Source organism: Hydrotalea sandarakina (assembly GCF_003254115.1).
Taxonomy (GTDB): Bacteria; Bacteroidota; Bacteroidia; order Chitinophagales; family Chitinophagaceae; genus Hydrotalea; species Hydrotalea sandarakina.
The window spans coordinates 112930-126724 of the sequence record NZ_QKZV01000008.1; the positions used below are offsets into that span (position 1 = coordinate 112930).

Consider the following 13795-nt stretch of genomic DNA (forward strand, 5'->3'; position numbering starts at 1 on the left):
ATGAAATGTATTATTATTGATGATGAGCCTTTAGCACGCAGTATTATAAAAGAATATTTACAGGCATATCCTAGCATTGAAATTGTAGCTGAGTGCAGTGATGGATTTGAAGCGGCTAAAAGCATTCAGCAATACCAACCCAACTTACTGTTTTTAGATATACAAATGCCGAAAATAAACGGGTTTGAATTGTTAGAATTAGTAGAAACAAAAGCGTCGGTAATTTTTACTACTGCATTTGACGAATATGCTTTAAAAGCATTTGAACAAAATGCCATTGATTATTTGCTAAAACCTTTTAGTAAAGAACGATTTCACAAGGCCATTGAAAAAGCCTTGCACAATTCCGATTATAATAACACAACTTCTTTACCTGAAAATTTATTCAATACCACACTTCCTGCCAATCGCATTGTAGTAAAGGACGGCAGTAAAATAAAAATCATTCCATTATCACAAATACATTTTTTAGAAGCGGCCGATGATTACGTAAAAATTATTACAACAGAAGGTACATTTTTAAAGAAAAAAACCATGCAGCATTTTGAGCAAATGTTGCCCCAACAGCAGTTTGCCCGAATTCATCGATCATACATTGTAAACCTGCAATTCATTACCAAAATAGAGCTATTGGAAAAGGAAAATTATGCCGCCATATTAAATACCGGACAACAATTACAGGTAAGCAAAACAGGATATAGTAGATTAAAAACAGTATTAGGAATATAAAAACGGAATGCCATTTGTGTAAAACAGCATTCCGTTTGAAAAAAATGTTGAATTATTCTGATTTATATACTTTACCGGCTTTCATTACAAAAACCACTTTGCCCATAACTTTCACATCTTGAACGGGATCACCATCTACAGCAACCACATCGGCCATCTTGCCTTTTTCCAAACTACCTATTTTGGTATCGCCAATTAAATCGGCTGCATTAACAGTAGCTGCTTTAATACATTCTAAAACAGGCATACCGGCTTCGTGCATATAACCAAATTCCATCCAGTTTTTACCATGGTTGTACACACCTGCATCTGTACCAAAAGCAATTTTTACACCGGCTTTATACGCTTTAGCAAAAGTGCCTTGTATTACACTTCCAATTTGTAAAGCTTTGGCGCGAATAATGGGTGGAAAATATCCCGGCATTTTTGCAGCAGAGTCAGCTACTGATTTTCCGGCTATAATTGTAGGCACTAAATAAGTGCCTCTTTCTTTCATTAACTCCATTATTTCAGGTGTCATGTAAGTACCGTGTTCAATAGAGGTAACACCGGCCAATACAGCTCTTTTCATACCTTCAGGACCATGGGCATGTGCAGCTACCCGCATACCATAATCTTTAGCAGTTTCTACAATGGTTTTAATTTCATCTTCAGTAAATTGAGCACCTGCTCCATCCTTTTCAAGGCTTAATACACCTCCGGTAGCGGTAATCTTAATTAAATCTGCACCATCTTTATAATGTTGCCGAACCGCTTTGCGGCACTCATCATCACCATTTACCACATTTTCATTTAACTGTGGCAACATCATTAAATCTTCTCTTAACCCGTTGGTGGGATCACCGTGTCCGCCTGTGGTAGAAATAATAGAACCTGCCGTAAAAATACGAGGGCCAATAACTTCACCCTTATTAATAGCATTGCGCAATGAGATATTTACTCCACTGCCACCCACATCGCGTACAGTAGTAAAGCCGGCCATTAAAGTTGTTTTAGCATAAACCGCAGCCTGAAAGGCAATATCAGCGGGGTTTTGGGTTAAGCGCTTTAACATTGCATCGGGACTGGTTTGGCTTTCCAAATGCACATGCGCATCAATTAAACCGGGCATTACAGTATATTTTTTTAAATCAATTACTTTATCACCTGAAGCCGGTGCAACATAACCTTTTTGTATGTCCGCTACTGTATCGGATTGTATAATAACGGACATACCTTGCTGTACAGATAAATTTTTAACATCAATTAATTTGCCGCAATAAATGATTGTTTTTTGTGCATTTGCTGCCTGATAAAATAACAAGGCAAAGAGTAGCATTTTTTTCATAACAATTTGTTTGGTTGAAGCAGTTAAGTTAAGCAAATTAAATTGTTCAAACATTAAAAAGCACTGATAAATTAGCAATGAAAAAGCCTCTGAAAAGTCAGAGGCTCAAGCATAACAAGTAAAATGAAAACAAAAATTATTCTTTATCAGGCTGTGGTGTGTAACGTAAATAAGGTTTTACTACTTTAACGCCTTTAGGAAATTTAGCAGGTGCTTCTTCTGTGCTTACACCTAAACCAATAATCACGTCATCACCGGGATTCCAGTTGGCCGGAGTTGCAACAGGATACTTTGCACTTAATTGTAATGAATCTAATACACGCAAAACTTCATTAAAGTTGCGGCCTGTTGAAGCAGGATAAGTAATGTAAAGTTTTAATTTTTTATCAGGACCAATAATGAATAAAGAACGCACGGTATGTGTTTCAGATGCATTGGGATGAATCATATCAAACAACTGAGCAATTTTCTTGTCTTCATCAGCAATTATCGGAAAATCTACATGCGTGTGCTGGGTTTCATTAATGTCATTAATCCATTTTTTGTGGCTTTCCACATCATCTACGCTTAAAGCCAATACCTTAGTATTGCGCTTATCAAATTCAGCTTTTAATAAAGCAGTTTTACCTAATTCAGTTGTACATACCGGCGTATAATCGGCGGGGTGTGAGAATAAAATACCCCAGCTGTCGCCTAAGTACTCATAAAAATCAATGTCGCCAATTGAGGTTTTTGCTTTGAAATTGGGAACGGTGTCTCCTAAATGTAAGCTCATAAACTATAAATTTAAATGGTTCAGAAATTCAACTTTTGGGAATCAGGTGCAAAGATAATTACTCTACTAATTTGGTAGAGTATTATTTCCATTGTACTAAAAATTTAACATTACACACTCCTTCCTTTTCGCAGTGCAAAGTTACCATATTTGTTTTTTACAGCATCAATTGCTTGGTATAAGTTAGCTTTTGTGTGCGTTGCATTAAACAAATCGGGAGGCTTTCCATATTTATTCAAATTACTTAGCCTAACACCCAGTAAACGTACAGCTTGTTTACCGGAATACAATGTGTGCAACAATTGCTTAGCTACGGGTATTAATTCATCATCACAAAATGTAAGCGGAATGGTAACTTGTTTAGATTGTGTAGTAAAATCGGCATAACGTATTTTAACGGCAATACAGGCAGTAAACAATTTATCCTGTCTAAGTTCATAGGCAACTTTTTCCGTCATCTGCACCAACTTCTTTTCTAAAAATAACCGGTCAGTGGTATTTTCCGAAAAAGTTTGTTCCGTTGAAATTGATTTGGCTTCATGCGCTTCATGCAATGGCGAATCATAATGCCCATTGGCTATGGTATGCAAAGTTTGCCCCCACTTACCTAACTTTTGTTCTAAATGCGAGGGTGCAAATTGTAATATATCATGAATGGTATGAATACCCATTTGTTGTAAAATAGGCAAAGTATGTTTACCAACACCGGGAATTTTTTGTACAGGCAAGGGTGAAAGAAATTCTTTTTCGCGGCCGGGTTGCACAAATAGGTATCCGTTAGGCTTCGCTTCATCGGTAGCAATTTTAGCAATTAACTTAGTGCTGGCTAAGCCAAAAGAAATTGGCAAACCGGTTGCAGTAATAATTTTTTGGCGTAAATCTATTGTCCATTGCAAAGGATTAAAATAAGTATCCATTCCTGTTAAGTCAATATAAAACTCATCAATACTGGCTTTTTGATAAGCCGGTGCTGCATTGGCAATTATTTCCGTAACACGATTGGAAAAAAAACTGTAATCTTTGTACGACCCGAATATAACAATGGCATTGGGACAAAGCTGCAAAGCCTGCTTCATAGGCATGGCACTATGAATACCAAATTTTCGAGCGGCATAACTACAGGCAGCCACCACCCCTCTTTCACGACTTCCGCCCACTAAAACCGGTTGGTTTTGCAGTGAAGGATTTTTAAGTATTTCCACACTCACAAAAAAGGAATCTAAATCAAAATGGGCAATATAACGCTGTGGTTGATGCATATAATTACAGCAACTAAATTACTGAGATAAAGAAGAATAAATGAAACCTTTCACCAAACACCCATTTTCTGCTTAAAGCCATTTTATTATCGCAATACTTGCAGAATGGCATCATCTATCCGCCTTGGATGAAAATTAGCCCGATGTACCAAAGCCCAAATGCTGGTAGCTTTTACAATGGTTTTGTTATCGCTTAAACGAACTATGGTATAATGACGTTGCCAAGTTACGCCGGTATGTTGGCCCGGCCAGGTAGTTATTTCCAACTCATCACCCAAAAATGCACCTGCCAAATAATCTATTTCATGCCTACGTACCACCCATAATACTTCTTTATGAAGTGCTTCAGGAACTTTTTGCATCCAATGCTGATAAGCAGCATCTTGCAACCATTGCACATACACCACGTTGTTTACATGCTGTAAATGGTCTAAATGATTGGCCGATACCGTAATTTTATAGCGATAGGGCGGATATACTTCCTCTTGCATACATTATAAATAAATAGCCAATAATCCTTCAGGCAATTTTACCCAAACTTCTTTTTTCTTCCTGTCAATTTTCAATAAGGTTTCTTCATGCAAAGGCACTAATACCTCTTTTCCTTCTATGGAAATTTGCACCAATACCTGATGGGGTTGCTCAATTACTTCCTCAATTATCCCTAATACCTTATCATCTTCTACAACTTTATAACCCAACAATGCAATAGGAGCGTTGGCACTCATTAATGCCAATGCTTCGGCTTCAGGCAACCAAACATTTTTATTTAAAAAACGCTGTGCAGCCTCTTTAGTGGGCACACCTTCTAACTGCACCCAAATTTCTTGTTCATTTTTGGCTTTTACCTGCTCAATAAAATAAGGTAAATAGCTGTTTTTTTGCTGCTCAATAAAAAGTGCTTTAATGCCCTTCAGTGTAGTTTTTTTACCCAATGCATGCTGCACAAGCACCTGTCCGTTAGTACCAAAAGTAGCTACAACTTTTCCAATATGAATATAAGGTTGAATGGGATGCATGTTTAAATAATAGGCTCAAAGTTATATTTCTAAAATAAAAAAAGCCCGATTACCAAAATGGCTAACGGGCTAATTTTTTGTGCAGGGCTTACTATGCTTCTGAACCGCCTTCAGCTGGTTGTTCTTCAACCTTTTTAACTACAGGTTTGTGTTCCTGACGCTGACGCTTTTGTTGTTTGTGTGCATCGCTTCTGCGTTTTAACTGGGCTTCATGCTCATCGTGCCATGCTTGAAATTTAGCCATAGCGGTAGCATCATCAAATAATCCCAGTGAAACACCACGCAACAAATGCTTCAGATACAAAACACCTTTGAAAGAAAGAATTCTTCTTACAGTGTCGGTAGGTTGTGCTCCTTTATGTAACCAATCTAAAGCTTTCTGACGATCTAATTGAATGGTTGCCGGTACGGTTAAAGGATTGTAAGTGCCCAGTTTTTGGATGAATTTACCATCTCTGGGTGCACGGGCATCGGCCACTACTATAAAATAGAAGGGGCGTTTTTTACTGCCGTGTCTTTGTAATCTCATTTTTACTGCCATGTTAAATAGACATTTAAAGGCGTTAATAAATAGGGTTTCGTTCAATTTGGACGGCGAAAATAACAAACGATTACTTTTCCGCCAAGTTTAGCTAAAAACTTTTTATAATTTAATACAAAATTATGAGTTTCATCAAATTTTAGAGGGGTTTATCGTCTAAACCCGGGCATTCTGCCACCCATGGGCAATTTATTCATGGCTCCCATCATTTTTTTCATTTGCTCAAACTGCTTCATAAAAGCATTCACTTCCTGAATATCTTTACCGCTTCCTTTCGCAATTCTTGCTTTTCTGCGCTGATCAATTAAGTCGGGATTCGCTCTTTCTTCCGGTGTCATAGAATAAATGATGGCTTCAATTCCCTTAAATGCATCATCATTAATGTCTATATCTTTAATGGCCTTGCCTACACCGGGTATCATTCCCATTAAATCCTTTAAGTTACCCATTTTTTTAATCTGCTGCAGTTGCTCCAAGAAGTCCTGAAAATCGAACTGATTTTTTCGAATTTTCTTCTCTAATTTTTTGGCCTTTTCTTCATCAAATTGTTGTTGAGCCTTTTCAACCAATGAGGCAATATCACCCATTCCCAAAATACGCTGAGCCATACGGTCGGGATAGAATACATCGAGTGTATCCATTTTTTCGCCGCTGCTCATGAATTTAATGGGCTTTTGCACCGTATATTTAATGGAAAGGGCCGCACCACCGCGGGTATCACCATCTAATTTGGTTAAAACAACACCGGTAAAATCAAGCCTATCGTTAAAGGCCTTAGCCGTGTTCACGGCATCCTGACCGGTCATTGCATCCACAACAAATAATATTTCAGTGGGATTTACGGCTTGTTTAATATTGGCCACTTCGGTCATCATAGCCTCATCAATGGCTAAACGGCCGGCAGTATCGATAATTACTACATTTTTATTTTGGGCTCTTGCTTCCTTTATGGCATTCAGAGCAATACTAACTGCATCTTTATTATCGCGTTCTGCATAAACAGGTACTCCAATTTGCTCACCTAAAACGGTTAACTGATCAATAGCCGCAGGTCGGTAAATATCTGCCGCTACCACCATTGGCGATTTGCCTTTTTGCACTTTTAAATAATTGGCCAACTTTCCGGTGAATGTGGTTTTACCACTACCCTGCAATCCGGCAATTAAAATAATGGCAGGGTTTCCGGTAACCGAAAAATCGGCGGCAGTTCCACCCATTAATTCAGTTAATTCATCCTGAACAATTTTTACCATTAACTGTCCCGGACTAACAGAATTAATCACTTTCTCACCCAGTGCTTTTTCTTTTACCTTATCAGTAAATTCTTTGGCAATTTTAAAGTTTACATCGGCATCTATTAATGCCCTGCGAATATCTTTTACAGTGTTGGCAATATTCAGCTCTGTAATACGGGCCTGGCCTTTCAGGTTCTTAAACGCAGATTCTAATTTTTCACTCAGCGAATTAAACATAGTGCTTGCATTAAATAGTGAGTTCATTAAAAAAGTGAACCGGCAAGTTCACTTCTTTAATTTGCACTGCAAATATAATAGCATCTGAATTTTTATCCCAGATAAACCTTTAAATGCTTACTGCGGCTGGTACTTCTTAACTTATTAATAGCTTTATCTTTTATTTGTCTTACCCTTTCGCGGGTTAAATTAAAGCGGGCACCAATATCTTCAAGGCTTAATGACTCGTGGGTACCAATGCCAAAAAAATAACATACCACTTCTTTTTGCCTTTCTGTTAATGCTTTTAAGCTGCGTTGCACTTCTGCTTTCAGCGATTCATAATGCTCAACCTGCCTATCGGTATATTCAGCATTAGGGTTGTATAAAACATCTAACAGTGTATTATCTTCCCCATCACCCAAGGGTGTATCTACACTAATATGGCGGGCATTTACTTGAAGGGCAGCATTCACTTCCGAAAGGTCAGTTTCCAACAATTCAGCCAATTCCTCAACGGTAGGCTCTCTTTCATTTTCCTGTTCTAATTGTTGAATGGCGCGGCCTATGCGATTCGTGAGCCCCACTTTATTCAAAGGAAGGCGAACAATACGACTTTGTTCAGCCAGGGCTTGCAGAATACTTTGACGAATCCACCACACTGCATAAGAAATAAATTTAAAACCACGTGTTTCATCAAAGCGCAGCGCCGCTTTAATAAGGCCTAAATTGCCTTCATTAATTAAATCGGGAAGGGTTAAGCCCTGGTTTTGGTATTGTTTGGCTACCGATACAACAAAACGCAAATTGGCTTTCACCAATTTTTCTAAAGCACGCTGGTCATTTTGCTTAATGCGCAATGCCAATTGCACTTCTTCTTCCGGTGTAATTAATTCCACTTTTCCAATTTCCTGCAAATACTTCTCAAGGCTCTGACTTTCCCGGTTGGTAATGGATTTGGCGATTTTGAGTTGACGCATACTCATAGCAGTGGTTATTTAGTGTTGGTTTGAATAAGTTTTGATGAAAAGCAGGAACGAAAATTTCAGATAGCAATTTAAAATATTTTAAGCATATTTCCTAAAATTAAATTTCGGCTTTCGAAAACCCTTGAATGCAGCACAGAAGCCACTTTAAAGGAAAAGTTATAACAAAAAAGTATAAAATGTTAAAAAAACATTTGTACGGTAAGTAGAATTTAATATTATTGCAACCCACAAAGTAGTTAGTAAAGCATTTGAAATGAGCAAAAAACAGTTATTTACACTTGAATTTCCGGTAAGATGCTCTCCCGGTATTTTGTACGAATTTTTAAGTACCCCGGCAGGTTTACAGGAATGGTTTGCAGATAAAGTAGATGAATGGGACGGCGTTTATAGCTTTAGCTGGAATGGCGGAACGCCCGATAAGGCCAAGGTAATTGATAAAGAAGAAGAAAAATTTATTCGCTTTCATTGGCTGCATAGCGAAAAAAACGAATATTTTGAATTTAGAATAGAAAAGACCGAAATATCGAACCAAACAATTTTGGTAATAAAAGATTTTGCCGAGAAAAATGAAATAAAAGACCAATCCCAATTATGGGAATATCAGGTTAAAGAATTATTTCATCGCTTAGGCAGCTAGCCAAATACTATCTTAACCAAGGTTTCAAATGAAGCGGTAAAAAATGCAGGGGCCATATCCCACTGCTGCAAGGGATGTGTTTTAACTACTTTTATAAAGGGCATTTGCAATAATTGGGCCGCTTGTACACCTTGTAACGGTGTACTGTTGCTGTTACTGATAATATGATGCCATTTATCTTCATGCGTCATTAATTGCCAATCAGACTGCACCTTTGCTAACCTTACAATACCCTCTGCAAATTGTGAAATAAATTCGCCACTTACTTGTAGAGTAATACTGAAATAATTTCCCCACCAAAAATAACTTCGAATAGCCAGCTCATCTGTACGGGTAAAATAACGCGGATAATCGAGCATTACCCAAGGCAATCCTTCATAGTTTTCGCCCTTGTATATTTTAGGCGAAATGGCTTTTACATTGTCGGGTAAACCATGCGTTTTTTCAATACAACTTTGGTATGCTGTACTTAGTTCCCCAAATATTTCCTGCACGGCATTTATAATGCGGTTCTTTGTTAAAATAACCGGTATATTGGTTACCAATTCTAATTCTGCGGTTGAAAGTTTTACATTTGCCATTAACCAACAATACTAAGAAAGGAATTTGTGATAAAAAAATTAGACATTTTAGTTGTTCGATCGTTCATTGGCCCTTTTCTGGCTACTTTTTTAATTGCATTATTTGTATTGGTAATGCAATTTTTTTGGTTATATATTGATGACCTTGTGGGTAAAGGTATTGATTTTGGCACCCTAGCCTATTTAACCGGTTTAGTAGCCATTACCTGGGTTCCGCTGGCCTTACCCTTGGCACTGTTGCTTTCATCTATCATGACTTTTGGTAACTTGGGTGAAACCTTTGAAATAGTTGCCATAAAGGCAGCCGGTATTCCACTATCGCGTTTCATGCGCCCTTTACTAATTGTAACCGTAATTATTAGTGGCATTGCTTTTTTGTTTGCCAATAACATAATTCCCGTGGCACAACTTAAACTGGCTGCATTACAGTACGATATTATTGTTGCCAAACCGGCATTTGACATTAAAGAAGGTGTTTTTTACAACAAAATTGAAGGCAACATCATTAAACTGGGAAAAAAAGAAAGCGACGACAGCACCATTAAAAAAATCGTGATTTTTAAAAAAACTTATGCCCTGCAGGACAATTTGATTACTGCCGAAAGTGGTATTATGAAAGTTACCCCCGATAAAAAGTTTTTAGAATTTAAACTAAAAGATGGTAACAGTTATGAAGAAAAAGGCCCTCGCCAAACCATTCAAACCGATTTTACCCGCACCCATTTTGATACTTATACCAAGCTGTTTGACTTAAGTACTTTTCAAATGAACCGAACAAAAGATAGTGCCTTTATTTATGACCCTAAAATGCTCAGTGTTCGGCAATTGAACACTACCATCGACTCGCTTGAAAACCTGGGGCCTCATTATTTAAAGCGCGCTAAAGTGGAAATCAATACTTATTTATCTTTCGCCAAATACATGGATTCAACCTGGCCTAAAACAGATACCGGTTTTTTAAAATCAGTGGGCTCATTAAATCAACTCATTCCCGACTCAGTTAAACGCTATGTGCAGGAACGCAGTTTAAGTCAATTGGGTACCGTTACCAATAATGTAAATCTAATTTACGATGATTACAAAACGCGACAGGATTCCCTTCTGAAACATGAAATAGAATGGCATAGAAAATTTACATTGAGTGTTGCCTGTATTGTTTTATTCTTAATTGGGGCGCCTTTAGGTTCTATTATACGGAAAGGCGGATTGGGAACCCCATTGGTATTTGCCATAGTATTTTTCGTTCTGTTTCATTTATTAAACACCTTTGGAGAAAAATTTGCCAAAAGCAATGTTATGAGCCCCTTGGCGGGCATGTGGCTCTCTACCTTGGTTTTAATACCTATCGGCTTTTTCTTAACCTATAAAGCCATGCGCGACTCACAGCTGTTTAATCAGGAATTTTACTATCGAACCTTTAAGGCCATTCGCACTTTTTTTCACCACAAAAAAAAGAAGGGCAATAATTAATGCCTGCAATTCAAGGTAATACACACATAAAATATATTATTCTAAAATCAATGATATGAAAACTACTACCAAATGGGTTTCACATTTAGCATTTAACAGCAACGATGAAAACAACCACACTGTTCGTTTAGATACTAATGCAGATGATGGCAGTTTGAACAGTGGCATGAGCCCAAAAAAAATGTTATTGGGCGCATTGAATACCTGCAGTGGTATGGATGTAGTAAGCATTTTACAAAAAATGAAAGTACCCTTTTCTCAATTTGAAATAGAAGCTGAAGCAGAACAAACTACCACCCACCCCAAAGTATTTACCGGCATTCATTTAACTTATAAGGCGAATATTCCTGCCCAAGAAGAAGATAAATTTAAAAAAGCAATTGAACTTTCTTTAAATACTTACTGTGGCATTGCAGCCATGTTGAAAAAACATTGTAACATTACTTATAGCATAATTTTACTACCTTAATCATAGTTTTAAACATAGTGCTTTGCAAAAAGAAAAACAAAACTTTCAACTGCAACTTTTTATTACACTGCTAAGTGTAGTATTGTTTGCCGTAAAAATGATTGCGTTTTACTTAACCAATTCTATTGCCGTGTTAACCGATGCGTTGGAAAGTACCGTTAATATGGTGGCCGGAGGTATTGGATTGTATTCCTTATATATTGCTGCAAAGCCAAAAGATAAAGACCATCCTTATGGGCATGGTAAGGCAGAATTTATTTCTGCTGCAGTAGAAGGTTCATTAATCATTACAGCAGGTGTTTATATTGTTTACCAAACGGTACAAAGCTTTTTTATTCAGAAAACGGTAGAAGCCCTAGATACCGGAATGCTTTTAATTGCATTGACGGCTTTCATTAATTTTATTGCCGGATGGTGGTGTTTACGTATTGGAAAGAAAAACAATTCATTGGCTTTAAAAGCCAGTGGCAAACATTTGCAAATTGATACTTATTCCACTTCCGTAATCATTGCAGGACTCTTCATTATTCAGCTGACCGGCTTGTATTGGATTGATAAAGTATTGGCTTTTGCCATTAGCATTGTCATTATTTATAATGGCTACAAAATTCTTCGTTCTTCATTAGCCGGTATTATGGATGAGGCCGATATGAAACTTTTAAACTTACTTATTTTTACCCTTAACCAAAACAGAAGAAACAACTGGATTGATTTACACAATCTTCGCATTATTAAGTACGGCAATACCATTCATGTGGACAGTCATTTAACCTTACCCTGGTACCTAAATTTACATGAAGCGCAGCAAGAAGTAGACGAATTGGAAGCATTAGTAATGAAAACTTTCGGAAAAGACATTGAATTATTTATACTTACCGAAGGTTGCCAACCCTTTAGTTGCCCTGTTTGCATTAAACAGGATTGCCCCGTAAGGCAACAAGCATTTACGCATCAGGTTGCCTGGACGTTAGATAATATATTGGCCAATCAAAAACACAATGCCCCGGCCTCCACTTAACAAGGCTTTATCATTACAACCCTGTACCTTTACATATTATTTACAGGTACAATAAAAAATGCACATATGGAAACATGGAAACAGTACATCGAAAAACATCAACAACGCTTTTTAAAAGAATTGATTGAATTATTGAAAGTACCGAGCATTAGCTCAAAGTCGGAAAATAAACCCGATATGCAACGCTGCGCTGTTTTAATTGAACAGGAATTCAAAGCAGCCGGTGCTGATACAGTCACCATTTATCAAACTAACGGACACCCCATTGTGTATGCAGAAAAAATAGCAGATAAAAGCAAACCGACCGTTTTAGTGTATGGGCACTATGATGTGCAACCGGCCGATCCGTTGAACCTTTGGGATAGCCCTCCTTTTGAACCCGTGGTAAAAGACGGAAAAATTTATGCCCGTGGTGCTGCTGATGATAAAGGCCAATTTTTCATGCATACCAAAGCATTGGAAACCATGCTGCAAACCCACTCTATGCCTTGCAATATGAAATTTATTATTGAAGGGGAAGAAGAAGTGGGAAGTCCTAACCTGGCCACTTTCGTTGAATCGCACAAAGAATTACTGGCCTGTGATGTTGTGCTGGTAAGCGATACGGCAATGATTGCTTTAGACACGCCTTCTATTGACGTAGGTGTTCGTGGTCTTAGTTATATTGAAGTAGAAGTAACCGGACCTAACCGCGATTTACATAGTGGTGTATATGGTGGTGCTGTTGCTAATCCGGCTACAATACTTGCTAAATTAATTGCAGGTTGTCATGATGCCGATAACCATATTACCATTCCCGGATTTTATGATGATGTGGTAGAAATTAGCAAAGAAGAACGTGCAGAAATGGCCAAAGCACCTTTTGATGAAACAGCCTATAAAAAAGAATTGGGCATTGATGCAGTATGGGGTGAAAAAGGATATACTACCATTGAGCGAACCGGTATTCGCCCAACCTTAGAAGTAAATGGTATATGGAGCGGGTACACCGGCGAAGGCGCAAAAACAGTGTTGCCTTCCAAAGCCTATGCTAAAATTTCTGCTCGCTTAGTGCCTAATCAATCTCCTAAAAAAATTACAGAAGCTTTAATTCATTATTTTGAAAACAGTGCTCCTGCAGGCGTTAAAGTAAAAGCTACTGAACACCACGGCGGCGAACCATATTTAACTCCAATTGATTCAATTGAATACTTAGCTGCCGCTAAAGCCATGCAAAGTGCACTGGGTAAAGAACCTGTACCGGTAAGAGGCGGAGGCAGTATTCCTATTTGTGCCATTTTTGAAAAGGCATTGCACAAAAAAATTGTATTCCTTGGCTTTGGCTTAGATAATGATAATTTACATAGCCCGAACGAAAAATTCGATTTAGCTAACTTTTACAAAGGCATTGAAACCATTCCTTATTTCTGTAAATACTTTACCGAATTGTACGAGGCCAAACATTAATACTTTCTTTAACCTTCATTTCAAAAGCGCAGCCATTATGACTGCGCTTTTTTATAACCCACACTTTTAAAAATAGTACCTTCA

The 13795-nt window shown here is 37.7% G+C and carries 15 protein-coding genes; 6 read left to right on the forward strand and 9 right to left on the reverse strand.

Going from position 1 to position 13795, the window contains the following annotated elements:
• Nucleotides 1–729 (forward strand): LytR/AlgR family response regulator transcription factor, encoded by a 729-nt coding sequence (locus tag LX80_RS11920; protein ID WP_111296804.1) that lies wholly within the window; start codon nt 1–3, stop codon nt 727–729.
• A 52-nt stretch (nt 730–781) separates the two neighbouring features.
• On the opposite strand, the gene LX80_RS11925 is transcribed toward LX80_RS11920, so the two are convergent.
• The 8 genes from LX80_RS11925 to LX80_RS11960 all read right to left on the reverse strand — a co-directional run bounded on the left by LX80_RS11925 (nt 782) and on the right by LX80_RS11960 (nt 8081).
• Nucleotides 782–2056, reverse strand: coding sequence for a metal-dependent hydrolase family protein (locus LX80_RS11925; RefSeq protein ID WP_111296806.1), 1275 nt, complete (start codon nt 2054–2056; stop codon nt 782–784).
• A 136-nt stretch (nt 2057–2192) separates the two neighbouring features.
• Nucleotides 2193–2831: a peroxiredoxin gene (locus tag LX80_RS11930; protein ID WP_111296748.1), complete on the reverse strand. Its 639-nt coding sequence runs from the start codon at nt 2829–2831 to the stop codon at nt 2193–2195.
• A 110-nt stretch (nt 2832–2941) separates the two neighbouring features.
• Entirely contained in the window at nt 2942–4090 is a 1149-nt protein-coding gene (dinB, locus tag LX80_RS11935; protein WP_111296750.1) for a DNA polymerase IV, read from the reverse strand.
• Between the two features lie 86 nt (nt 4091–4176).
• Entirely contained in the window at nt 4177–4581 is a 405-nt protein-coding gene (locus LX80_RS11940; protein ID WP_111296752.1) for an acyl-CoA thioesterase, read from the reverse strand.
• A 3-nt stretch (nt 4582–4584) separates the two neighbouring features.
• Entirely contained in the window at nt 4585–5109 is a 525-nt protein-coding gene (gene rimM / locus LX80_RS11945) for a ribosome maturation factor RimM (RefSeq protein ID WP_245898056.1), read from the reverse strand.
• A 91-nt stretch (nt 5110–5200) separates the two neighbouring features.
• Complete coding sequence (gene rpsP, locus LX80_RS14685; RefSeq protein ID WP_111296754.1) at nt 5201–5650, reverse strand: 30S ribosomal protein S16; 450 nt, start codon at nt 5648–5650, stop codon at nt 5201–5203.
• Nucleotides 5651–5799: 149 nt separating this feature from the next.
• On the reverse strand, nt 5800–7122 hold the full coding sequence (ffh, locus tag LX80_RS11955) for a signal recognition particle protein (RefSeq protein WP_111296756.1): 1323 nt from the start codon (nt 7120–7122) through the stop codon (nt 5800–5802).
• A gap of 92 nt (nt 7123–7214) precedes the next feature.
• Nucleotides 7215–8081: a sigma-70 family RNA polymerase sigma factor gene (locus tag LX80_RS11960; RefSeq protein WP_111296810.1), complete on the reverse strand. Its 867-nt coding sequence runs from the start codon at nt 8079–8081 to the stop codon at nt 7215–7217.
• Between the two features lie 262 nt (nt 8082–8343).
• Between LX80_RS11960 and LX80_RS11965 the strand changes: the two genes are divergently transcribed.
• Nucleotides 8344–8727, forward strand: coding sequence for an START-like domain-containing protein (locus LX80_RS11965; protein ID WP_111296758.1), 384 nt, complete (start codon nt 8344–8346; stop codon nt 8725–8727).
• On the opposite strand, the gene LX80_RS11970 is transcribed toward LX80_RS11965, so the two are convergent.
• Complete coding sequence (locus tag LX80_RS11970; RefSeq protein WP_111296760.1) at nt 8724–9308, reverse strand: hypothetical protein; 585 nt, start codon at nt 9306–9308, stop codon at nt 8724–8726. The two genes, LX80_RS11965 and LX80_RS11970, sit on opposite strands and share 4 nt — an antisense overlap.
• A 27-nt stretch (nt 9309–9335) precedes the next feature.
• Between LX80_RS11970 and LX80_RS11975 the strand changes: the two genes are divergently transcribed.
• From LX80_RS11975 to LX80_RS11990, 4 genes are all read left to right on the forward strand, one after another.
• Entirely contained in the window at nt 9336–10778 is a 1443-nt protein-coding gene (locus LX80_RS11975; protein ID WP_111296762.1) for an LptF/LptG family permease, read from the forward strand.
• Between the two features lie 55 nt (nt 10779–10833).
• On the forward strand, nt 10834–11247 hold the full coding sequence (locus tag LX80_RS11980) for an OsmC family protein (protein ID WP_111296764.1): 414 nt from the start codon (nt 10834–10836) through the stop codon (nt 11245–11247).
• A gap of 22 nt (nt 11248–11269) precedes the next feature.
• Nucleotides 11270–12265, forward strand: a complete 996-nt coding sequence (locus LX80_RS11985) for a cation diffusion facilitator family transporter (protein WP_111296766.1) — start codon at nt 11270–11272, stop codon at nt 12263–12265.
• A 66-nt stretch (nt 12266–12331) separates the two neighbouring features.
• Complete coding sequence (locus LX80_RS11990; protein ID WP_111296767.1) at nt 12332–13711, forward strand: dipeptidase; 1380 nt, start codon at nt 12332–12334, stop codon at nt 13709–13711.
• Nucleotides 13712–13795 lie beyond the last annotated feature (84 nt).

Coding starts and splice junctions, on each gene's coding strand:
- dinB (WP_111296750.1), bottom strand. CDS start 4,090: ATGCATCAACCACAGCGTTATATTGCCCATTTTGATTTAGATTCCTTT.
- rimM (WP_245898056.1), bottom strand. CDS start 5,109: ATGCATCCCATTCAACCTTATATTCATATTGGAAAAGTTGTAGCTACT.
- LX80_RS11940 (WP_111296752.1), bottom strand. CDS start 4,581: ATGCAAGAGGAAGTATATCCGCCCTATCGCTATAAAATTACGGTATCG.
- LX80_RS11965 (WP_111296758.1), top strand. CDS start 8,344: ATGAGCAAAAAACAGTTATTTACACTTGAATTTCCGGTAAGATGCTCT.
- ffh (WP_111296756.1), bottom strand. CDS start 7,122: ATGTTTAATTCGCTGAGTGAAAAATTAGAATCTGCGTTTAAGAACCTG.
- LX80_RS11925 (WP_111296806.1), bottom strand. CDS start 2,056: ATGAAAAAAATGCTACTCTTTGCCTTGTTATTTTATCAGGCAGCAAAT.
- LX80_RS11970 (WP_111296760.1), bottom strand. CDS start 9,308: ATGGCAAATGTAAAACTTTCAACCGCAGAATTAGAATTGGTAACCAAT.
- LX80_RS11980 (WP_111296764.1), top strand. CDS start 10,834: ATGAAAACTACTACCAAATGGGTTTCACATTTAGCATTTAACAGCAAC.
- rpsP (WP_111296754.1), bottom strand. CDS start 5,650: ATGGCAGTAAAAATGAGATTACAAAGACACGGCAGTAAAAAACGCCCC.
- LX80_RS11960 (WP_111296810.1), bottom strand. CDS start 8,081: ATGCGTCAACTCAAAATCGCCAAATCCATTACCAACCGGGAAAGTCAG.
- LX80_RS11990 (WP_111296767.1), top strand. CDS start 12,332: ATGGAAACATGGAAACAGTACATCGAAAAACATCAACAACGCTTTTTA.
- LX80_RS11930 (WP_111296748.1), bottom strand. CDS start 2,831: ATGAGCTTACATTTAGGAGACACCGTTCCCAATTTCAAAGCAAAAACC.
- LX80_RS11920 (WP_111296804.1), top strand. CDS start 1: ATGAAATGTATTATTATTGATGATGAGCCTTTAGCACGCAGTATTATA.